The 23289-nt window shown below is 32.9% G+C and carries 21 protein-coding genes and 2 pseudogenes; 19 read left to right on the top strand and 4 right to left on the bottom strand.

Annotation, left to right across the window (positions count from 1 at the left end):
- The first annotated feature begins 3 nt into the window (after positions 1-3).
- The 10 genes from ACSG5Z_RS24910 (at position 4) to ACSG5Z_RS24865 (ending at position 10471) form a co-directional block, all read left to right on the top strand.
- Positions 4-687 carry a DUF4376 domain-containing protein gene (locus ACSG5Z_RS24910; RefSeq protein ID WP_098000121.1) on the top strand — a complete coding sequence of 228 codons (684 nt, stop codon included), beginning with the start codon at positions 4-6 and terminating at the stop codon, positions 685-687.
- A gap of 74 nt (positions 688-761) precedes the next feature.
- Positions 762-989 carry a hypothetical protein gene (locus ACSG5Z_RS24905; RefSeq protein ID WP_098000122.1) on the top strand — a complete coding sequence of 76 codons (228 nt, stop codon included), beginning with the start codon at positions 762-764 and terminating at the stop codon, positions 987-989.
- Positions 990-1081: 92 nt separating this feature from the next.
- A complete protein-coding gene (locus tag ACSG5Z_RS24900; RefSeq protein WP_327988606.1) occupies positions 1082-1462 on the top strand; it encodes a hypothetical protein in 381 nt (126 codons plus the stop codon).
- Positions 1463-1464: 2 nt separating this feature from the next.
- Positions 1465-2214 carry a hypothetical protein gene (locus ACSG5Z_RS24895; protein WP_000456148.1) on the top strand — a complete coding sequence of 250 codons (750 nt, stop codon included), beginning with the start codon at positions 1465-1467 and terminating at the stop codon, positions 2212-2214.
- Positions 2215-2229: 15 nt separating this feature from the next.
- Positions 2230-3177, top strand: coding sequence for a hypothetical protein (locus ACSG5Z_RS24890; RefSeq protein ID WP_435712419.1), 948 nt, complete (start codon positions 2230-2232; stop codon positions 3175-3177).
- A 14-nt stretch (positions 3178-3191) separates the two neighbouring features.
- Positions 3192-4406: a hypothetical protein gene (locus tag ACSG5Z_RS24885; protein WP_327988603.1), complete on the top strand. Its 1215-nt coding sequence runs from the start codon at positions 3192-3194 to the stop codon at positions 4404-4406.
- 12 nt (positions 4407-4418) lie between these two features.
- Positions 4419-6200, top strand: a complete 1782-nt coding sequence (locus ACSG5Z_RS24880) for a hypothetical protein (RefSeq protein ID WP_327988602.1) — start codon at positions 4419-4421, stop codon at positions 6198-6200.
- 3 nt (positions 6201-6203) lie between these two features.
- Positions 6204-8258: a hypothetical protein gene (locus ACSG5Z_RS24875; RefSeq protein ID WP_435712418.1), complete on the top strand. Its 2055-nt coding sequence runs from the start codon at positions 6204-6206 to the stop codon at positions 8256-8258.
- A 178-nt stretch (positions 8259-8436) separates the two neighbouring features.
- Complete coding sequence (locus ACSG5Z_RS24870) at positions 8437-9210, top strand: hypothetical protein (RefSeq protein WP_435712417.1); 774 nt, start codon at positions 8437-8439, stop codon at positions 9208-9210.
- A gap of 13 nt (positions 9211-9223) precedes the next feature.
- Complete coding sequence (locus tag ACSG5Z_RS24865) at positions 9224-10471, top strand: hypothetical protein (RefSeq protein WP_435712416.1); 1248 nt, start codon at positions 9224-9226, stop codon at positions 10469-10471.
- Positions 10472-10653: 182 nt separating this feature from the next.
- Here the strand turns inward: ACSG5Z_RS24865 and ACSG5Z_RS24860 are convergent, their stop codons facing one another.
- Positions 10654-10857: a hypothetical protein gene (locus ACSG5Z_RS24860; protein WP_327988333.1), complete on the bottom strand. Its 204-nt coding sequence runs from the start codon at positions 10855-10857 to the stop codon at positions 10654-10656.
- 659 nt (positions 10858-11516) lie between these two features.
- On the opposite strand from ACSG5Z_RS24860, the gene ACSG5Z_RS24855 reads away from it, so the two are divergent.
- From ACSG5Z_RS24855 to ACSG5Z_RS24825, 7 genes and pseudogenes are all read left to right on the top strand, one after another.
- Positions 11517-11798 carry a hypothetical protein gene (locus ACSG5Z_RS24855; RefSeq protein ID WP_435712415.1) on the top strand — a complete coding sequence of 94 codons (282 nt, stop codon included), beginning with the start codon at positions 11517-11519 and terminating at the stop codon, positions 11796-11798.
- Between the two features lie 13 nt (positions 11799-11811).
- Positions 11812-12879: a DUF3994 domain-containing protein gene (locus ACSG5Z_RS24850; RefSeq protein WP_435712414.1), complete on the top strand. Its 1068-nt coding sequence runs from the start codon at positions 11812-11814 to the stop codon at positions 12877-12879.
- A gap of 59 nt (positions 12880-12938) precedes the next feature.
- Positions 12939-13175, top strand: coding sequence for a hypothetical protein (locus tag ACSG5Z_RS24845; protein ID WP_435712413.1), 237 nt, complete (start codon positions 12939-12941; stop codon positions 13173-13175).
- A gap of 369 nt (positions 13176-13544) precedes the next feature.
- On the top strand, positions 13545-14813 hold the full coding sequence (locus tag ACSG5Z_RS24840; protein WP_435712484.1) for a glycoside hydrolase family 5 protein: 1269 nt from the start codon (positions 13545-13547) through the stop codon (positions 14811-14813).
- Between the two features lie 1290 nt (positions 14814-16103).
- A complete protein-coding gene (locus ACSG5Z_RS24835) occupies positions 16104-16358 on the top strand; it encodes a UvrD-helicase domain-containing protein (RefSeq protein WP_435712483.1) in 255 nt (84 codons plus the stop codon).
- Positions 16359-16770: 412 nt separating this feature from the next.
- A pseudogene (locus tag ACSG5Z_RS24830) lies at positions 16771-17049 on the top strand (GNAT family N-acetyltransferase); the annotation flags it as partial.
- Between the two features lie 339 nt (positions 17050-17388).
- Positions 17389-18021, top strand: a complete 633-nt coding sequence (locus ACSG5Z_RS24825) for a hypothetical protein (RefSeq protein ID WP_435712412.1) — start codon at positions 17389-17391, stop codon at positions 18019-18021.
- Positions 18022-18197: 176 nt separating this feature from the next.
- Here the strand turns inward: ACSG5Z_RS24825 and ACSG5Z_RS24820 are convergent, their stop codons facing one another.
- Positions 18198-18452 carry a SunI/YnzG family protein gene (locus ACSG5Z_RS24820; RefSeq protein WP_002165351.1) on the bottom strand — a complete coding sequence of 85 codons (255 nt, stop codon included), beginning with the start codon at positions 18450-18452 and terminating at the stop codon, positions 18198-18200.
- Positions 18453-18696: 244 nt separating this feature from the next.
- Here ACSG5Z_RS24820 and ACSG5Z_RS24815 point away from each other — a divergent pair, with 244 nt between their 5' ends.
- Entirely contained in the window at positions 18697-19440 is a 744-nt protein-coding gene (locus ACSG5Z_RS24815; RefSeq protein ID WP_088065122.1) for a M15 family metallopeptidase, read from the top strand.
- Between the two features lie 331 nt (positions 19441-19771).
- Here ACSG5Z_RS24815 and ACSG5Z_RS24810 read toward each other — a convergent pair whose 3' ends face one another.
- Both ACSG5Z_RS24810 and ACSG5Z_RS24805 read right to left on the bottom strand, forming a co-directional pair.
- Complete coding sequence (locus tag ACSG5Z_RS24810; protein ID WP_098649429.1) at positions 19772-20176, bottom strand: DUF3221 domain-containing protein; 405 nt, start codon at positions 20174-20176, stop codon at positions 19772-19774.
- A gap of 582 nt (positions 20177-20758) precedes the next feature.
- Positions 20759-22405 (bottom strand): S-layer homology domain-containing protein, encoded by a 1647-nt coding sequence (locus ACSG5Z_RS24805; RefSeq protein ID WP_316250522.1) that lies wholly within the window; start codon positions 22403-22405, stop codon positions 20759-20761.
- A gap of 395 nt (positions 22406-22800) precedes the next feature.
- On the opposite strand from ACSG5Z_RS24805, the pseudogene ACSG5Z_RS24800 reads away from it, so the two are divergent.
- Positions 22801-22944 (top strand): annotated as a pseudogene (locus ACSG5Z_RS24800) (gamma-aminobutyrate permease); the annotation flags it as partial.
- Between the last annotated feature and the right edge of the window lie 345 nt (positions 22945-23289).

Raw genomic sequence — 23289 nt, 5'->3', positions numbered from 1 at the left:
GTTATGGAAAGTTTAGAAAATATTGAAGTCGTAGGTGAGGTAGGAATTACAAAAGAACCTATTATAGAAGAACCTGTTAATAATTTTCCGTTTACTCCTATAAATGTAGGATTACCATGTTGGGAAGTAGATGAGGAAGGTTATGTGATTGAGCACTACTTAATGTCAGAGGACAAAATAGAAAAAGCTTTATCTGAAGGACGAAGAATTATTAAGTTTTGCTGGAAAGAAAGTTATTACAAACCCCGATTTGATGAAACTTTAAATGAGTGGGTTGAGGGTGCAGATATGGAAGTTGTTTTAAAAGATGTTAAGGCAGTTAAATTCAATCAACTAAATGATGCATGCAATAAAGATATCTTAGGCTACTTTGATGCTTCTGTTGGTTCAGAGACATATACATTCTCTTTTGATACAGAAGCACAGTCTAATTTCATTGGTAGCTTAGCATTATTTAATGAAGGTCTTATGACAGAAGTTGAGTGGACTGCATGGAAAGGTGATACACCCCATAGAGTTACTTTAAATAGAGAGCAGTTTATGAGTGTTGCATTTGTAGCGTACCAAGAAAAGGATGCGAAAATATCTAAACTAAGAAATGTACTTCAGCCACGAATAGAGGCATGTACAACTATTGAAGAAGTAAATGCTATTCAGTGGGACGAAAAACCAACACAACTAGCTTGATATTTTAATAAGTAGTCCTTATGATTTGTTCAGAAAATAATATGTTCCAAATATTCAATAGGAGGAAAGACAAAATGAATCAACAAGGGAATACAACAAATTTAGATGTAAATCTACTAATAAAAGAATATGAATCAACAATTACTACGTTAATCAGTGAAAATGTTAAATACAAAACACTTCTAAAACAAAAAGCTATCGAAGAACAGCAGCTTCAGGAAGAAATGATGCGACATGCAGCACCCCCTGCGCCACCTGCGGTTCCGACAAAAGAAATAGTAGAAGCTGAAGTCGTAGCATAACAATAACTTATATATTGACTGGTCATATACGAATGGTTACGTTCATGAGGGAGCAATAGCTCCCTCTTATTATATTTTGGAGGTGTTTCTGAATGACACAGCTACGAATCCGAATTCGTTCTATTACAACAGACGAAAAATCCCCCTGGGTTTATATTCAAGAAGAGACCAGAAAGGAAACTCCAAAAGCAAATGCATTCCAAGTGAAAGCGGAACCTGCTATGAAACGAACGACTAAGACAAATCAATATGGACATTTTCATTACAGCGAAATGCAATATGGAAGAATTGAATCAATTTTAGCTTCTGCTTTAGAGATAAGTAAATCTCCTATGAGAATAAGAAACGAAAAAGGAGAATGGATTTATATTCAACAAACAACCATCGATAGTGCTTGTCCTGCTATTCGGATACGAAATCGATATAGTGAACAGGCAGGTCCTTGGGTTTATATCCAACATAAGGAGGTGTAGATATGGAATATTTGAATAATTATTTATCTGTTCTACCTAATTATGATCGTAAAGAAGTAGAGCAGCTATTACAAGAAAATATGGATTTGTTTGATGTAAAAGTCATAACAAAAGAAGAGTTCGAAGCACTTATTCAACAACTTGCAAATAGAAAAGAAAAGGTTACGACTCTTACGACAACGGGTGAAAAAGTCGATGCCGAACATTTTAACCAAATTCACTCGAATGTAGCTCTGGATTTAAAGAGACTTTATAACTCACATCTTATTATTGAGAAAGTAATTGCGAATTACGACAGAATTCTTCGAGGAACATTAGATGATGTAAAAAGAGAAGTGGACTCACTTTCTACTCGTGTTGAGGAATTAAACCTCAAAGCAAAAGGAGAAGATGGTTTAGTCGTAAAGACATACGGTTTTGAAGAAAAAGAAAAGAGTTTGTACATGGAAACAGATCATGATCAATATGCACATTTATTCTTAGACCGCGACGGTAAATCTTTACAAAGCGCATCATTGAATCGTAGTTTTCATCAACACTATTTATCACTACCTATCAGAGAAGTGGAGAACACAATGCAAAATTCAAATGGGGCAACAACTGCAAAGATTGAAGTTATGTATCAAGCACCAAATAGCATTTCAGATAAAAACCATCCATTGGAACATGCAATAGATGATTCACTTGAAACGTATTGGGCACAAGCAGTTAAAACGAATGCACCTGCTTATACGGAAATAAAAAAACTATAGAAAGGAGGAAAGAGAATGCCTACTCCCATTTATATTGAACAACATTATTCATTATCCGTATCTGAATTTGAAGGACTATGGGAAATGACATTTATGCACCCATACAATCGACAAGAGCATTTTAGTATCTATCTAGTTGCTCCTAATAGTGATTATGAACATGCTGAGCTTGATGATCGCCCGATTGTAGAAGCTGGACCAAGATTAACGGAAGTATTAAAACGATTACTTTATAAAATCGAATACTATCCTTATTCTTGGGACTTCGCGGGAAAGAAAATTGTTTCATATGGATATGATTTTGAAACAGACTTTACAGGTACTAGTTTGACCTATATTGATTTAACGGAAATCGCCCTTAAAGAAGTAAATGAGTTTTATAATTTCTTCTCTGCGTTAGAAACAGATGTAGTAGATGAAACAGAAAAAGTCAGCGGAAAAGGTGTTATGGCCAAGCTGAAAATCACGTTAGACAAGCCTAAAACCGTAAATCATTTGTTCATTGATTTCTTTACAGAGTATCCAATCGAGTTACTTTCATTGATGTATCAAGTTGACCAAAATGAAGAATCGACTACTTACGAAATTCCTCTTTCAAGAGCAGTTCAAACAAATGGATCGATCTATCTTCATTTCTCTCCTGTATTTGCAAAGACATTCTATTTAATCATTAAACAAGAGTCTTATACATTACTAGACCAATCAAAGAAGGAAGAAGAAGTAATGAAAACAGAGTTATGGGATCAAGCTTCAACAAGAAGCCAATCTATTTATGAGTCTGCAGTTGGAGAATATGTAGACCAATTATTTTCTTCTAAATCTGGTATTCAGCTGCATCAAGAAATCTTAGATAGTTACCAAAACATTAATGTAAGTCACTCATCTATTTCATCGGACCCTATGAATTTATACCGTAGTGATTTTGAACAAGCGAAAAGATCTTTAGATAGCCAACAACGATAGAAAGGAGGATTTAGATGGTTAACAGTTTTGAAAGTGCAAGTAAACCAAAAACAACTTTACTACAAAGTCAAAGTACTACAAGTAGCACAACACCTGGACCGCTTCCTCCAATCGTAGAAGGAATTGGTTCAAGTAATCGTACAAATAGTTCAACAGAATATGTTTACCAATATGGAATAAAGAACCTTCAATTAAATCATTCTTTGTATGAACAAGCTGGAATTTTTGTTACAAAACCAATTGAAGTAGAGGGGAATATTGTAGAGGTTTCATTATCTACCTTTGAAGACCATCCGCTGTTTAATGAGCTAAATGGGATGGCAACAGATCGAGTCACTTCTATTGAATACTACATCTCATTAGAAGAAAATCCTTCACTTAATGATTGGGTTTCAATCCTTCCTGAAGGTACAAGGAATGTGAAGTGTGAAAAGCTATTCTTCCGTGGCTCAAGTGCGGGACTTCGATTCCATGCAGACATTAGTGATGAAGATAATACAAGAGTATACCGCAATAATATTTTAATGAATAGGAGTGACTGGTACTTTACAGAAAGAGGAGCTGCTATTCAGTTGGCTGTGCCTCATGATAATAGTTCAATTTACACTATTGATTATGTACCAAACGCAAACTTATTTGACCCTTGGACAGTTAAGGTAGGAGATCGATTTTCTAAAAGGGTTCGTAAAGTGGAGTCTTTCCCAAATGGAACTGATTATAACAATACAATTAAGCTGTCTAAGTATCCATATGTTGATTATAAACAAGTGAACAGTGAAGAGAGTTATGATCCGAATACAAGTGATTACAGACCAATTGATGTATTTCTAACGAATGGTTCAATTGTAGTAGAAGGGGGAAAGACACAAAAAGAGTTCTTCCCAATCTCTTATTCAAGCAAAAATGAATTTACAACAAAAAACCGTACAGATTATAAAACTAACAAAGATGTGTTTTTAAATAAGTACAGCATTGTTCCGGATTCTGTTTACAATACATTTGAGTATAAGCAAGAGAAGAATAAACTCATTTTCATCGAAAGCTTTAATCGATCGGATCTTTATTATAATGAAGCAACAAATCATGGTAATGCTACAGTGGTTGTACACTACGATTACTTAGTGACAAACTTTCGATTAAAAGTTATTTTGCGTAAAAACGTAGGTGATGAACTAGTGGTAACGCCAATGGTCGATAGTTACCAATTAAAATTTAAAGTCATGAAGTAGGGAGGTGCAAGAATGAATGCCCCTGTTATTGAATCTAAAATATTAGAGAAACAAAGAGAATATCTTTTAGAGCAAGCGAAAATACGATTAAGTAGTTCTGCTACACAAGAAGAAGTATCTCAATTAGCAGATGAAATCTTTTACAGGTATCAATCTTGTATAGGTAAGCCTTTATTCCAGGCACGTAAAGTTGTGTATGGAGAACTACCTTTTCTTGAGGATTACTATGATAACAACAAGGAGATGGAGAAAGACTTAGGTATTTTATTCTCAGAACTAAATACCATTGCTACATACCTGGTAGATTATTTTAATTATTCTCAGAGTGAGAAAGATAGAATCTTATCTATCGTGCGCAGTATTAATGGGGTCGTATCAGACCTTCAAATGTTAACTGAAGAAACAACCCCTAACACGGTTTATTTAAAAGAATCGTTTACGAATTACGATAATGTGGATCCTGCTTTAACTCCAGTAGAGAACAGAAGCATGATTCATACACAAGAAGGCGTATTAACGCTGCGTCGTACAAATGCTTTAAATAGAAGCATAGGAAGTACAGTTCGAGCTATTCAAGGTAATGGAATTGCAGGAACTTATTTTCTATCTCGTAAAGTTCAATCAGATTCAGATTTCGAAAATTACCAGTATGTTTCTTCTCAAATTAAGAATGATGATCCGAAAGCATTAATCGACGGAAACCCGGATACTGTATTTGAATATGAAATGGTAAACATCCCAGAAAGTTATAAGAAACAATCATTCTATTACGACGTTGAATGGGCAAAGGGAAAGGAACATGGTGACTTACTACGTGTAAAGATTGTTGTTCAATTACCTAAGAACGAGACAATCAACTGGATTAATTTAAATCCTTATCATGCTGCAGGTAGCCCAGGTACAGTTAATGTATATTCTATTCGAACATCTAATGACGGTATTGAATACCAAGGTCTTTTCGAAAAAGACCAATTTGTATTAAACCAAGAAATCAATAAAACACCTCAAAGCTATCGAGCCGAGGATTTATTTGATGGTAGTGAAAACTTTGCTAAAACAAAATTTTCTGGCCAAGGTGTTTGGAGCTTCCCATCAAGAGAAGCAAAATATATTGAATTCGTACTAGAACAACCAAATTCTTATAAAGAATTATTAGGACAAGAAGCATTCTATAGAAGAAAAAAAGATTCTACTTCATTTACACGTATTCGCAAACAGGAGGTGCCAAGTAATATTGTTGATGAAAAATACGGCATCCATACTATTAATAGCGACTATGAGATTAAAAAGGTATTAGAAGCTGTTGAAGGTTGGCGTTACGCTATAGGAGTTCGAGACATCGACATTATGAGTTTCGAATTCGCTGAAACGAGTGAATATATTAGCAAACCATTTCTACTTGAAGATGGTATTAAGAAAGTACTTCTATATGCAAATGAAAAAGTTCCTGCTAGATACAAAGAGAAGGTAAGTGAATCCAATGATTGGATTCAATACTTTGTTTCTTTCGATGATATAGACTGGCATAGAATTTCCCCACAACATCAGCAACCAGTAAACGATAAGTTCCCTGCAAAGGTGCTTTCAGTTAATGATAACGAATCTGATATTGAAAATGCGTTTGCTCTTTACAAACAAAACCTTCAATTAAAAGAACTTCCAAAGCAAGTAAGGTTAAAAATCATTATGAAGAGACCGGAGAAAACAACAGAAGATGAAATACCTCTTCTTCATACAACACCACTCGTTGAAGACTTCGCTTTAAAAATTCTTACCGAACAGAAAGGGGTGTAGGGGATGTCTATCAATATTCGTCAAAAACGTTTTACTGTAGCGGTAAACCAAATCCTTCAAGAAGAACTGAGAAAGGGAAATCTTCCTACATCCAAGGAATTCGCTTCTCGTTTAAATAAACTATTAAGAGATCAAGAATTAGGTGCTCCAGAGTATACATTTAAGCGTATTCGTAATGGTGAATTAGCTGAGTCTGATTTTTTTAATGAAGTTGTTGAAAGAATTCAAAAAGATTTGATGATTCTTTACGAAAATACAATTTCTGTTCATAACCAGCTAAAGGGAAAGTTTCATTGGTTTGAAGTAGAAAAGAATCGATTAGAGTATGAAGCTAGAAGATTAGAATCGAAATTAAAAGAGAAAATTTTGCTATATGGAAAGACAGGTTACTTAGCTAGTATCTTTGATACATTTGATGACCTATCTAAAATTGATTCAGAAGACAATGTTTCTATCGATATAAAAAATCATCAAATCACACTTAAAAAACAGGAGAATACCTCATTTTTAATTAATCCTGCTAGTGAAATTAAGTTCGTTATGCCAAAGAGTTCTGTAAGTACATTTAAGAAGATTCCCATTTCAGGGAAGATTGAACAAGCATTAAATGTAAATACAAATGAAACATTCCAAGAAGTATGGTTGTCTAAAACGGAAGGGCCAGCTGATGGATATATAGATATCAAATTTAATGATAAACAGGTATTGAATCGAATTGATTTAAGCCTACATACAATTAAAAGTGCTACTGTGTATATTGAATTCACGCTAGATGAACTGAATTATTTCCACTTACCATATTATCCAGATGGTAAGCAGACGGGGAATAATGTATCTTTTTATTTCCCGACAACAGAAATGAAGAATATGCGAATTTGGATTCGCAAACAGGAAAGTGATAAAGAAATTGTCCATCCTGAAGGTTATTCATATCAGTACTTGTTTGGAGTTAAAAAAATTCAATTTTTCCAATTAAGTTATCCAGAAAGAGGAGAGGTTGTTACAAAATTTCTTACGCCAAAAACAGATGAGACATTCTCTATTGGGAAAGTATCATTGGTTACAGAAGAAGAGATTCCGGACGGTACGGATATCGAGTACTTTGTACGAGTAGATGATAGGGAAGAAAGCTGGAAACAGATTTCTCCTGTTAACAGGGATACTGCACAAGCACCTAACCTAATTGATTTTAAATATGTTGTTCATGCTAGTCCAACAAACTTGGGCATTCGAAAGAATATCGGTGGCCAAGGATCTGAGATTATCGAACTGCAAGCAAATGGAGTGGCATTTTACTCATTAGGTTCTATTGAGAAGCGTAAAATCGTTCCGCGAACAGAGCGTTTGTATATGGGTAAAGATGCTTGGAGTGTTCAGAAGACAGTCGAGAATTTTGGTGAAACCCATATCCCTTCTCTTGATGATTGGAAGAAGCCATCAAATGATATCGTTCGAAATGTAATACCAATCCAGGAAGGGAATCGAGGACTGATTCTACAGGATGAACAATTCACACAACATACGCAACTGTATTATGGAATGGGTATTTTCTATGAAGGAAAAGAACAAGTGCTTTCTACAATCCCATCATCTACAGAACCGATTGCCATCTTCTTAAATGGAGAAAAGTTATTTGAAGGAATCCCTTCTTCTCAAACTAATGTAAACTACAAATTTAAACAGGGATGGAATGATCTAACTGTGTTGGTGTATGTACAGAATTTGAATAAGGACTGTACGATTGATTTAGGATTTGATCCGATTCGTGTTAGTACCCATTGTTATTCTTCAAGTCAGTTCCTGGAAAAGGTATCTGTATTCGACTTACGATATAACACAAAGAACAACGATTGGTCTAAGTACGCCCTTTATGAGAAAGATGGAAAGGTTTATATTGTGGTTAATCATTCACTACCGGGTGTAACATATGATTTTTACTATGACTATGTGGATGAAGTAGAGCACCGAAATATTCAATTAAAAATCGTTATGAAACAATTCTCAGTAGGGCAGTATACAACACCTGTATTACGTCGATATACATTACAATTTAGTTAGTGAAGAGTTATCAATGGGTAAAGAAATGCTAAGACATACTTGTTACAAGTCTTAGAATAAAATAGGTAAGTACTGTCCCAATTAGAAATGACAAAACGTATGTGTTGGTAATTTACACAACTGTATTAAAGAGAAATACCTATCTAAAGCTTAAATAAATGAAAGGGATGGCAAAGAGATGAAAATAGAAAAGAAATATAAACCTTCTTTCCATAAAGCCAATGCTCGTTACCGTGGTGTTACTGAGCTTTCCCAATATACGAATTTTGTTCTTGAATCTGCCCACGACCTTTTATTATTAGGAAACATTACAGAAGGAAATGAAGCAACACATAAAGATGGACACAAAAAAGAAATGTACAATAATTTCATTTCTATCATGACAGGTGATCGGGAAGTAGGGAAGTCGAGTTTATTTACGGCTTCCACACTTCAAAAAATTGATTACACACGAACAGTTCCTATTCCTGAATTAGATAGTTGGAGTCCTTTAAATGGCTGTACAAAAACAGCAGTGAGTGACGCAATTAAGCTCTCTTCAAATGGATTGCTAGATCCAGTAGGAATGTTTAGTACTCTTTATGTAGAACCAGGAGACAAGCTTTATATTCGAATGAGGGTAAGAAGTACAGGTGGTGCTTCAGACTTTTCCTTTGGTTCGAACAATATGCGTATGGGACCAGATAAGAATGGTGACACAAGGAAGGTTCCTTTAGCGAAAAGTAATGAATTTATCACTATCGATTACGTGTTACGTTTCCAATATGCTGAATCGGTATCAATTAATATAAACGTTCATGAAAAACCGAAAGAGTTAAAGGCGGAAAATGTTGAAATAAAAGATCTTGAGATATATTACTTTAATGAAACACCAATTCAAGCTTCATCTATCGACATGGTTATTAAACCAAATGTTGATGAACTAGAAGAAAAAATTAATTCGATACGATAGGGAAGGTGAGTACATGCGCCCGATTACATTAAGAAACCCGAATCTAAACAAGGGGCCTAGCTCTTCTGAAGAGTTTAATAAACTACGTAATGACATCCAGACTGATATTACAAATTTGTTTGATATTGTTAATAGTCATGATGGCACAATCTCTGAAAATATGGATCATATTTTACGTGAAAATTACTTCTTACAAAACCGTCTAAAGAAGTTAGAAGGACGGGTATATGAGCTAGAAAAGGATTACCAAAATAACAGTGTAGACGGGGAGAGTATCCTAACTCGATCCTTCTATCATGCAAGTAATATTATTTCCTCAAATGCAAATAATCCTATTAATATAGATACACTTCACGGAATTGTTACCCCAGTTGTTGTTAGATCTCATGATAAGATTGCTTATAAGAATGACTTAGGAGAATACATATTGCCTAGCAACCTAGAAGTAAGTGTATTTGAGTCCTCAGATGTAGAGCCAATTGATGAAGAAACAAAACAACGCAAGTTCTATGCAGTAGATTCTAGTGGTATTACTAAAGCATTTGATGGAGATAAGAACTCATTCTGGGTTCGTCAATCTGAATCAAACGAAAACAAATGCGTAACAGAAGTGTATGGATTAATTCATGTGAAAATTCCAAAAAATATTTCTAATAACATTTATACAAACACAATTACTATTCATCCATCTCCGGAGTACTCTATGAGTATTCTTGATATTCAATATAAGAATCAAAATGGAGAGTGGAGGCGTATTGAAACCTACCCAATTAAAAAGGTAAACAATACAGAAATTCCAGAAGAGATTGTTGAATCTGGTAAGTTAGTATTCTCATTCCCACGAAGACAAGTAACAGAATTACAAATTAAAGTAAAACAACCTTATTGGTTTAAGCATGATAACAAACGAATTTTTATGTATGGATTCCAAGATATCGTTGTTGAATACCGTGAATATTCCCAAGATACTGCGGAATTCACAACAAAGTTCTCTTTAGAAGGGACAGATCGTCGTTTTACAAATGTAAACACTCCAAAGGTAACAGTACCCGTTGGATGTCCATCATTTAATGATTACACTGTAAAACATGAATTGTACTTTGATGAAGGACTAACGGAGAAGTTTGATTTTTCAACAGATATTTTCCAACCAATTCAAACTGTATATGTAAAAACACTTTTAAAAACAGCAGGGGATCAGGTACCAATCTTACGTGAGATTGAATTACCTTACCGACATGAAGAATTAGAAGTGCTTTAAAAAGAGAAGGGAGCATAACCAAAATGGTGTGCTCCCTTCTCTTTTAATTTATTAAATGGTTCATCATTTTCATCAACAAAACAAATTTGTGATTTTTCCAGACACCATCATAATACTTACATTCCCCAGAGATAAAAGGAGGGATATAATTACGGTGTTCTTGATTATATGTTATTGGATAATCATCTATCGTATAAGTAAAATACTACAAACAATATTCCTGTAACTAATGCCGCTCCAAAAAAACCTACTAACATTTTCCCATCAGTACCAGTAATAATTTCTTTTAGCTCTTTTTTTGCTTTTTGTTTATTTTCTCCACTTGAAAAGAGATATTTAATAGAATAGGCAATTACTAAGAATAAAGATACTATTATATCTATTATATCTATTATCATTACTTATGTACCTCCTTAATTTAAGATATCCCATAAATTATATCAGCTAGAATACTTTTAAAGTAAGAAAAATTTATATATTATACTGTCCTTAAATCAAGTTTTGAATTATCTCTAGAATAAGCATTTTTCCCTTTTATTCTTAACTACACGAATTGAAGCATTAATGCTTCAATATAATTGTTTAGCATTTCAACAATATGTTTATTATTATTTTATTTAGTAAAAAAAAAAGACAGCCTAGGATGGCTGCCTTTTTCGTTTAGGGAGGAATTTAAATAATTAGGTAAAGTAGATAGGATGAAACAAGTTTGAATTCACGGGAGATGTGAAAGTACAAACTTGCGGGGTAACTTACTTACTTAATAAAACCTTTTTACCGTGAATATGCAACCTTCTATTGTGAAAAATTTAGGGGGAGAAGGATTAAAGCGAATTCCTATGTCTTTCAATGTAATATGAATTTAGTTGAAAGGTTGCTAGAAAAATGAAATTATGGGAAAATTCATGAGCAAAAAATAACAACATTATTTATTTAGTAATCGTTCCAAAATTGTTAATATATAGCTGCAAATTTCTTATATGTTGTAGTTGGTGAATGGGCACCAAAAATACTTGCGATTCAAAAGGATGAGAAGGTTCCATTATTGCTTTCGGCTCTGCTTATCTGGCCTTGTAAAATCTCATATTCTTTATATAATGATAACAAACTACCTGAAGGATTCGAGAAAGCAAATAATATAATTATAGACGTACTGAGTACATGGAAACCAATTTTTGATGAAATAGACAAAGATTTCCCTGATGCGAAACGTAAAACAGAGAAGAAAGTAGAAAGGAATTTAAGTGATGATACAGAAGGTAGATTTCGTATTCATAAATTAAATCCTAAAAAGGTAAGCAGAGAAGAAAATAACAACGATTATTAAAGGGGGATGACGTATGAAATCGAAGAAACTAATCACATTAGCGATTCCGGTTATGTTATTAGGGGGCTGTGCTACGATTCAAGATTTCACAAAGAAAGAAGCAAAGATAGAAGAGTCAAGCAAAGCTACTGAACAAGATAAAAAGTCTACTAGCTTAAAAGATAACGAGAAAGATATTCAAAGGATTCGAGTTTTAGAAGAGGATTACCCACAATACATGTTAGACATGGAGAAAGATTTAGTGAAGCGGTTAATTTTTTATAAAGATTCAATAAAATACTACCAAAAAGGTAGTAAATCAAGGGAAGAAGTCTTAATTTCCATTAAAGACTATATGAAAGTACTGGATAAGATAGAATCTATAGATGCCCCTTCTAAATACAAGGAAGATCACAAAGAAGTCCTTAAAGCAATCAGTAAGTATAGGGGATCCTTTGAAGAAATAGAAAAGGTATTCAAGAAAAAAGACTTCTCAATGGAAGCTGATAAGGAAGTAATTGAAAAGGCAGACAGTAAGCTATCAGAAGGTAATCGTATTTGGATACCAGTGTTTGAAAAACTAAAGAATGAATCAAAAGGAGTACAAAGTTCTTCTGATTCATCTAGTGAAGACGCTTCATCAAGTTTTGTTCCCAAATCATCTTCACCTAACTCAAGTCAATCAGACAAGAGCCAAGCCGAAACAGGTATGTTCAAAGGTATAGTTGGTACTGATGAAGAGTTAGGAATAAACGATTCTAATACATCTAGGTACATTAAAAATGAAAGGTCTATTGTAGGTAAGTATGGTATTGATTTAGGAGACGGATTCAAAACAATATTTGATTTAAAAGGTGATATGACATTTTCTTTTTATAAGTATGGGGATTTCCCAAGTAGAGATAATCTAATGAAGGGAACATACGAGTTAGACGTACCTTCTTTACAATTAACGTTAAAACTAACAAGCGTAACTGAGAACGGTCATAAGACTCAGAGAACTGAGAGTTTTAGATATCAGGTACAAAATTATGATTTAAATACGTTACAACTTTCTAGTGCAGACGAAGATGTCCGTATGAGATTAATTAAACAAGGGTAAATATATTAGTAGGGTTAGGTGAAAAAGCCTAGCCCCTATTTTAGGGGGATATTGCATAAATGGAGCGGGTTATACAAGAGTTTTTTTCTCCAAGTAAAAACTATAAGGTTCAAATCATTAAAAGAAAGGATGGTCTATATACAACAGAAGTTTATAGATGGTTGGAGGATTGTGGATATGAATTTTGGAGTTATATATCACAAGGATTGACTTTGATAGATAGTGAGGAACATGCGCAAAAGATTGCTATGGAACAACTAATAGAATGTTCAAGAGAAAGGTTTAAAAATACGTAATTATATTTGTAAAATTATAAAGAAGTATGATGTTTTATTATTAGTGAAAGAACACAAATCTTTTGTAAGTGAACCTATTAGTATTAATTTCTAGATTCATATACTTTTATGAAAATACATGAAGTGAATTCTATTTAATCTTATTTGTTTTGAGGGAATTATAATGTATACTAAAAGTAGGTGCAAAATGTACCATTTGAAAAAGAGTGCATTGCAAAAAGGAATCCGTAAAGGATTCCTTTTTTGTTTTTTTTTATGAAGCAACGTTCTAATTGTCTCTTTCTTTTTTATGAATGAACTATCACCTTATAAACTTAAAGTTTATTTTTGGGAAATTTCCATATTCCTGTAACAAAACAAAGGTATGTTATATGTGTAAAATATAAAGAGAAAGAAGGAAAAGCTGTGAAAAATTTTTTGCCAATTGTTGCGTTATTAGGCATGATGAGTTTTGGAGTACAGGAAATGAATGTAAGGGCTGATACTTATTACAAGAGCGATTCAAAAATTAATTTTTGGGATTCAAAAAGGAAGGGTACTAATTTCATGAATAGTACATCATTGCCTGAAAACTATAAAAGTGCAAAAGAAGCAAATATTGAATATGTTCGTTTAGCACCTGATAAATGGGCAAAAGATAAAGATTTTCTATTTGAGGATAAACCAGATACTTCCGGAAAGGATTTTCTGATAGGTAATGCAGATAACTATCAGGGATTAGTAAAGGAGGATTTAGAAAAATTAAAAGTGGATTTAGATGCTGCCCAATCGCAAGGAATGAAAGTTGTCCTTACAATGTTATCTTTACCTGGTAATCGATGGCGTCAATTTAATAATAACAAGAATGACGACAGAATATGGGAAGATGAGAAGTATCAAGAACAAGCAAGTCAATTTTGGAAGGACCTTGCTCTGGAACTAAAAGATCATCCCGCAGTGGTTGGTTATAATATTATAAATGAACCGCATCCAGAAACAGCTAAAAATAATAGATATAATGATTTTTGGACGGAAGATTACGAGAAATGGTATGCAAAAGTGAAGGGAACGACAGCGGATCTAAACAGATTTTATCAAAAGGTGATCAATTCCATACGTGAAGTAGACCAAGAAACACCGGTTATTTTAGATTCGGGTTTATATGCTACTCCGTGGGCCTTTAAATATTTAAAACCAGTAAATGATAATAAAACACTATACGCATTTCATATGTATGAACCATATGAATTAACGAGCCAAGGTGAAAAACAAAACAAGGAATATCAATATCCAGGGTTAGTAAAAGTAGGAGATTTAGAGAAACAAGTAATGTGGAATAAACAGGGATTAGAGAAATTTTTGAAGCCAATCCAACAATGGTCTAAGAAAAACCATGTACCATCTAATCGAATTATTGCAGAGGAGTTTGGAATTAACCGTACTGTTCCAGGAGCTACCCAATACATGCAAGATCTTATTTCTATATTCAACCAAAAAGGTTGGCATAAATCATTCTATGCATTCCGTGAAGACACATGGACAGGAATGAATTATGAATTGGGAACAGAAAAAATAAAATGGGACGAAGAGGGTAAAACGATACGTCAAGATAATTCACTCTGGGATGTAATTAAAAAAGATTTACAGGGACATAAATAGTTTAGATTGTTTGGCTTAAGAACTAAATGTAAGCATCTAATTCAAATAGAATTAGATGCTTTTTTTAAAAAAGCGGAGTTATTAAGGACTTAATACAAGTGTATATTAATGTGCAAAAAGGGCTGCAAGTAATTGGCAGTTCTTTTTCAAGGCATATTAACAGTAAGGAGAATCATGAAATGCTACTTCAAATCTTTATTAGGGGAAAGATTTTGAAAAAGCTTAACATACATCTATTTTTACATAAATGTAATATATAGCAAATTGATAATATTTATACTTGCTATTGCTAATATTCAATTAAGATCATTAACACTGTATGTATAGTGTTAATGATCGTTTAGCATAGTATACATTTAGAAATCTAATAATAGTCACAATTGGTTATATATGTATAATTTTAGATTTCATGTATTAAAAAAGCTTATAGATATATCATTTCAAAACCTATCTAATATCTAAACCATGTTAATTGAAAATGGGTGTGTATCAACTCTAATAATTCAAATAAAATTAAATAAAATAAACAAAGACCCTGTAAAAATACAGAGCCGGATACAGGGTTAAGGGAACGCATAGTTTCTTAAAATCATAATAGCATTTATTTTTTGTATAGCCATATGAGGATTTTGACAAAATTAAGAACAAGACAGAAAATCTTTAAGAAAGCGAATATAGTGCTGGAAATTCGGTTTGGAATTAAACTATTAGCATGTTGATATAGATGACAACTCTTGAGTACCGTGATCAAATTGCCTTTATATACGTGGTTTAGATTAGGGGGATAATTGGATCTTACTGAAAAGGAAAAATGTTTTTTAGATTAAAAGAAGAAAAGACACCTTTTGGGTGTCTTTTCTGTAGGTATACAGTTCACATATTACTGAATTAGATACGAAACCATAATTCGACTAAGAAATAAATCTTAACATAACCTTGACTGAAAAGAATATGTAATATGACATTTTTAGTTTTCATTTGCATTATTGAATATAGAACAGCCATGTAAATAAAAAGGGCGTGCAGTCGTATCTGCCGCCCTTTTTAGTAGGAATTCAAGACACCAGACAGGTATTGGAAAACAGGTTCAAAAATAGTATATGTGAAAATGGCAGACAACTATTTTGTTGCCTGCCGGTGCCAGTGAATTGAATGAGTTAGTCAATTACAAAAAATTGCTATCCCATTACCAGAAGAGTGAAGCCGCTAGTTCAAACGGCTTAGACATAGTTTGCCTAATAAAGAAAAAATTATGAGTAAAGGTTTTGTTTGCTCTATATGAAAAGATAAATAGATATTCATCAGACAAGGGTTCTAGCAAGTAGAGTGGGGTATTTAATGTGTATAGCAGATGTAGATGTATCAAAAATATTAGTTTTAGCATTCACGCGTAAGGCAGCCAATGAGATGAAGGAAAGGATTGCCGGATTATCAGGTATAAGTAAATCGGTAGTAAATACAATTGAAATTATTAGGGACATGATAATGAAAGTGAAACCTGTTCATGGATTTAGCAAGATCTCAACTAGTTGCTTTAGGACATAAAATAAAGTATGCGAGGAACCATGAACATGAGGCTACAGCAACAATTAATCATATACTTAAAAGTAATTTAGTGGTCAGAAATTTAAGTGAAATTTTCGAAAAACGTTTACTAAAGTAACTGTTATTTTGCTATATCGTAGCTATAAGCCTAAAACTTTGTACCAAAACTTAAATGGAGATAGAAGCTCTGGTACAAAGCGCTTTGTACAGAAGTAATTAAGCTAATAGTTAGCTTATCATCTAAAAAAGTTATTTAGCCTAGAGTGCGAGAGGTTCTGTTGTAAAAACGGGTTCAACCCTTATTGGGTTACAGCCGAGATACGTGTATATCTCAGCTGTAACCCATTTAATGGAATAACGGCTTTTGAAATAAATTTATTCGTTTACGAAGTTCGAATATAACAAACAGTAAAATATGAAAGACACTGTTGAGATTGGTTATAGTTTTTTAAATGAAGTATCTGGGAGAGGTTTGGCAACTGAAGCAGTAAGTACTTTGGTATGTAAATTATTTGAGGAATTTAATGTACATCGTATACAAGCTAATCTTGATGCACGTAATATAGCTTCACAAAAATTGTGTGAACGAATAGGCATGAGAAAAGAAGCCCATTTCAAACAAGATTATTGGAGTAAAAATGAATGGACAGATAGTCTTGTATTTGGAATATTATCTTCTGATTTGAAGTAATAGACGTAGTGATGTTATTCAACTTACGGGTGCGTTAGTTGAATAACAAAGGGCATAACATATTGGTCATAGATAATATGTTATGCCCTTTAATGTATTAACCATTTTTTATTTATGTCTTGATAATGTTAAATGTAGAAAGGCACCTACAATTTATTATTAAAATAAATTAATAAAAATTAAAGCCCGCGAGCTCTCATTTTTATATTCTAGGAAAATGATATGCAAGATTGCATGTGTAAAATGGTTGCAATATCACCCAACCTGTAACTATAATGATTACAGGTTGGGTGATACCAATCAAACAAATACAATCATCATGAATGGAGATGTTATCGAATGGGTATGAAAAAATTAATCTTAGCAGGTGCTTTAGGGTTCGCAGCATTATCAGGAACAAATCTACCAGGATTAGAAGCAACAAAAGCGAGTGCAGCTTCTATTGAAACTAATTTCTCGACGTTAGAAGGACGCGTAGTAGAAGTGGATCATGGTGTGATTGTTGTGAAATCTAAACAATACGAAGAACTTGTTAGTGTGTATATAGAAAATCTTTCAAATGTGAAAGTAGGAGACGAAGTAAAAGCGACTGGATCTATGATGCGTAACTTTACAGAGTATATGGTAGCAACAGAAGTTGAGAATACGACAAACAAATTAGGTATGCATTTGAAAGAAAATGGCTCACCTTATTATGTGATTGGTGAAGTATCAGAAGTAGGTACGATTGAAGACAGTGCTACTAAATATGTCGTAGTTGAGTATCCAACACAAAATGGGGAGAAAGACGTTATTGACGTGTTCTTAACAAAGGGACAAGTATTTAAAACAGGTGAGAAAGTGAAAATTGATATGGAGTATGTAGGCTGGGGTGGCATTTCTATTAATTACAACACAGTGGATCATATCGAAAAAGTGCATGAGGTAAACAATAGCACTCAAAATAATGATGATGTGTGGATTTGGTCTTAATTTGATTAATAATACCAGAATCAAAACAGTAAGACGTTCTTATGTTGTAAAAGCTATACTGAAATGAGTATGGATTATAATATTCATTTCAATTAAATAAAGGAGAGGAGTCTATTCTATGACTTCTCTCCTTTGCTTTATTTGCACTTTGTTTGAGTCTATTTATATGACCATATTTAAGCAAGAATAGCTTTTAAAATCGACACTTTGTTTGTAGTAAATAATACATAATTTTGTTTTACAGTTCTAATTAATATACGATCAGTTGTCCCATATGCAGTTCCGATACGGATTGCACTTGGTTCTTCAACACCCGCATATGTAGCATCTTCGGTAACCTCAATCACATCACGTAATGGAATCGTGACCTCCGCAAATTGCCATGAAATAATTAACTCTTCTTTTGTTTTTTTGACATCAATACCTAGCATTATACCAAGACCTTTCTATAATAGAATGCTACACTTCTTATCTTATTATACAAATTTTTAGATTATTTTTCTACATGTATGAATAGAACTGATATTTTAAGGGTGTCAAAAGAACGGGAAGATATACTATCAATCTATTAAGGAACACGTTATGAAGAAAAGTTCACAGGGAATTAATATGGATTTGATATGCTTGAAGTATGATGAATGAGTAACAGTAGGAGTTGCAGGAAGGAAATGAATGATGAGGCTTAAATTAGTAGGAACCTTAACTTGTATAGTAGTAATGTTAGGTATCTTTATCATTTACACCAATATATCTATTGGTAAAGAACCATATAAGACAAACCATGAAACTAGTGAAAACTCCATAAATAAAGAAAAAAATAGTAAGCAAAATGGGACTTCAAATAAGATAGCAAGTTCTTTTGCTAGTGTACAGGCTGTAGTAAATAAGGAATATGGTTTACCCGAAGACTATATGCCAGAGGATTTAGTTGTCCCAAATGTACCGTTTTCATTTAGTGGAACGGTAGAAAAGAGTCATCTTCGTAAAGAAGCAGCGGAAGCGTTAGAAAAACTATTCCTTTTAGCTAAGCAGGATGGAATCCAGTTGAATGCTGTTTCAGGATTTCGTTCCTATGAGTATCAAAAAGGCCTGTATGCCAACAATGTTAAAAAGAAAGGGCAAGAGCATACGGATCGCTTCTCGGCAAAGCCTGGACATAGTGAACATCAAACGGGATTAACGATGGATGTTTCTTCTAAAAGTGCAAATAATGAGCTAGAGCTAACTTTTGCGAATACGAAAGAAGGAAAATGGCTGAAAGAAAATGCGCATCGTGCAGGTTTTATTATTCGTTATCCAAAAGGTAAAGAGGGTATTACTGGATATGCTTATGAACCGTGGCATATTCGCTATGTAGGAGATATTGCTGAAAGTATATATAAGAAAAAACTGACTTTAGAAGAATATATGAATCTGTGAAAATAGAATTAAAGAATTAAATTTGCTAGCGATAGCAGTAAGAGTGTAAAAGATAGGGGTATGAAACAAGGTATTTCTTAATGCTCTTAAAGGGTATACCATGGTTTGTAAACGATACTACTATTTTAGAGATGAAAGATGGCGAATAATATCTTTACAGTAATGTGAGATGTAGGATCTTGCGTCAGGTGCAGAATGATAAGTATTAGGTTAATATATGATGGAAATCAGAAAGCAACGAAAACGAATATAAAGATTACGTATTCGGTTTTTTACTAAATAACAGGGCATCATTCTAATTAGAATGATGCCCTGTTATTTTTAGCATAATCTATTGAATTACTGTTTCAATTTTAGGCATTACAGCAATTGGTGGTAAAGATTTGGTCCATGCAGCAGCATAAACATTTAACTGTTCACCTATAGTGTAATTTTCACCATCTGAAATAGGAACCCTTAAAATCTTATTTTGATTTACTAACTCCCACCAATCATTTTGGTAAGAGAGAGCTTCATCTTTTGTAGATGTAGAAGCAACCACTAAATAATTGTTTTCTACTGAAATGACATATCCAGTAAAAGGATCTTGTTCTTGTTTATGAATAGAATAAATAGGTGCAGTGCTTACAGACGCCTTATTAGAATCTGCAAATGCCGGTGTTAATCCGAAAGTAAATCCACATCCTAATGTTAAAGCTGTTACGGTTGTTACTAATTTTTGTTTTTTTGTAAACATAATACATATCCCCCTTATATTTTATCCCTACACCAGCAATTTTCTAGTTCTATCATATAAAACCTTTTAATATTAAGATGTTTAACAGTTCTGTCACATATAATCCATAAATGTTAAAATTATCTATTAATGGAAGTGGATTTGTGTTATGATTCACTATGTGAAATATTATTATTACATTCATCCCCTGATGAATGTATACCCTTCCTTAATTGTAAATATGTTTGATTTTATTGGTGAAGAGGGAGGAAATCCCTCTTCTTTTTTTGTTCCTTCTAAAGTTCGAAGGTGCCTTGAGCAATAAAATTAGATTTTTTTAAAACAGTTGAATTACACGCGTTCACTTTATTTAGAAGTGAGAGTGGGGGAGTTCAAAGAAAGATGGGGAAATAAAGCTCTGTCTCTTGATAAAAACTTATAGAAATAAAAATAAGATAGTTACTGTTGGACAGATAGTAAATCACGATTAATATACTAGGTCTTACGAGCACGATAGAAAATATATAACTTCATAAAAAGAACTCCTATGTTACTTAGGAGTTCTTTTCGGATGAAGTTAACAAAATTATAGAATGTTGAACATTAGTTTGTTTTTTCAACAATAGGAGAAATAGCTTTCACAGGAACACCAGCAAGTAAAATAGGGCTAAACTCAAAAGATGCAGCATAAACGTTCACCGTATCACCGATTACAATATCTTGTAATACTTCGGTTGAAGTTTCAACTTCATAAGTTATGTTGTTACTTGAAACTAAGATTGAATTATCAGATTTCCCTGTAACATTTCCTGTAATTTTTTTGTATTGATTCTCTAAAATATTTTGTTCATTTCCTTTTTGAATAATCGCGTTTCTTGCCTCGAAAGGTAAGTCCATTAGAAGAATAGGGGCCATTTCAAATGCTTGAGCATAAACATTTACTGTATCACCTATCTGAATGTTTGGTAATACTTTTGGATTAACATGGGCAAGAATAGTTTGATTTTCACTTGAAATTTCTAAGCTATCTTCGGATTTTTTTGTCACTGTACCAGAACGTTTTTTTAGTTGTGCTAAGAGTTTTTGTTCTTTATCTTTACTCATTACATGGTTTTGTTGTTGTTTGTTAGATTCTTCGTTTATTTTAGAAATAGAACTTACATCAGTGTAAAATACAGTTTGTCCATAGATTTTTTGATGTTTCCATTGATCTTTGTTAGCAACTTTAACTTTGTCCCCGTTTTTAAAGTTAGAGTTACTACCATTTGGGAAGTCTATAGTCACTTCTTGATTATTTCCATTAGCATCTTTATATGCAACAGTCACATAATAAGGATCTGCATCATTTATTACCCCAATTACATGGTTTTCTTGTTGTTTGTTAGATTCATCATTTACTTTAGAAATAGAATTCACATCAGTGTAAAATACAGTTTGCCCATAGATTTTTTGATGTTTCCATTGATTTTTGTTAGCAACTTTAACTTTGTCACCTTTTTTAAGGTTAGAGTTACTACCATTTGGGAAGTCTATAGTCACTTCTTGACTATTTCCATTAGCATCTTTATATGCAACAGTCACATAATAAGGGTCTGCATCATTTATTACACCAACTACAGTATTTTCTTCTACTTTTGTTTGTTTGTGGATTTGATCAGATTTTGCAATAAATTGTGCAGCTTCTGCACGGGTAATCGCTCTATTAGGGGACCAGCTATTTCCGTCTTCAGTGCCCTTAGAAATTTCTGTTTGTATTAAAATATTTGCATATCTTTCTCCCCAATGCCCTTTTAAATCCTCAAATGTAGTTACACTATTTTTAGCAACTTTATTTTCTAATTTATAAGCATTTGCCACCATTGAAGCCATGGATGCACGATTAATCAAACCTGTTGGAAGGAAGTTACCATTTCCATCTCCTTTAATAACACCTGCTTTTTCAACAGCTGCAATGTAAGGTGCTGCCCAGTGGTTTTGAGCATCTCGGAAAGATGGTTTAGCATTCTTATTAATTTCTAATCCAAGCATTATAGCCATTATTTTGGCAGCTGAACCGCGGTCAATTGTTTCAGCAGGAGCAAAAGTACCATCGGGTTTTCCGTGTAATGCGCCTTTTTCAACTAGGTAATTTACAGAAGGGCTTGCCCAATTTGGGACATCTGGAAATTTATGAGTATTTGCAAATGCACTAGATGAGTAGGATAGTAGACTTCCAGCAAGAATTCCTGTAGCAATTAATTTGTATTTCAAAATGTAACACTCCTAAAAAATAGTATAGCTTGGTAAATCTGTCATTTATAGTGAATCTTATAAGTAATATGAATTAGTTTAAATAATAGAGTAGGTTGGCAATTTCGTTATATTACAGGTAAATAATAATTAGTTAATTTAAATTATTATTTCGAAAAAAATCTATAGGCATACACTTATAATAGGGGGCTATTTGATATATTTACCAAGCTTGTGTAACCAGTATAGTTACTTATATATATGAGTGTCAATTAAAAAAGAATTACATTTTTGTAAGGTAACCATGTTAATAATATAGTAAGTAATTATTATGTAAGGTGAATAATTACTCATTATAATAACTATAAGGATGAATTAAATAAAGAGGGATGTTTAGCGTTATTTACCAGTTATTTATTGTGGTTTTTATTTTCGTTGGACTTCTATTATTATTTGTATTATTTGGTCATCATACTGCGGGGTTTTTAAATTTAAACAGTCACGGTGGCCTCTTACCAAATGGTGCAACAGGTTTAATTATATCTATGTTGGTCGTTATCAATTAATTATTGAAGATAATAAATTAAATAATTTGGATTTACATGTGGGGTATTTTTGTACATCTCCTGAAAAAGGCGAATAAGAAGTACTCTCCTAAAATTTCTAACGAAGTACTTCGTATATACTATTTACTGTATTTTAGATAGTAAATTTGATCGCACTAATTCTTGAATAAACAATAAGATTCTTAGAGAATAGTTTAAAAAAAGTTAAGGAAGTTTAAATAAATGTGGTTGCAATTATTTAAACCATTGAAGTTAAAAAACTTTTATGAATTTTTCGCTAGATTATAAGCTTTAAATGTTGAAATTTATTTACTTATTTCGCCAAATGAATACATTTAT

This window comes from Bacillus pretiosus (assembly GCF_051294775.1).
GTDB lineage: Bacteria > Bacillota > Bacilli > Bacillales > Bacillaceae_G > Bacillus_A > Bacillus_A wiedmannii.
The sequence above is the reverse complement of the archived record's forward strand: the minus strand, read 5'-3'. Positions and strand labels throughout refer to the sequence as shown.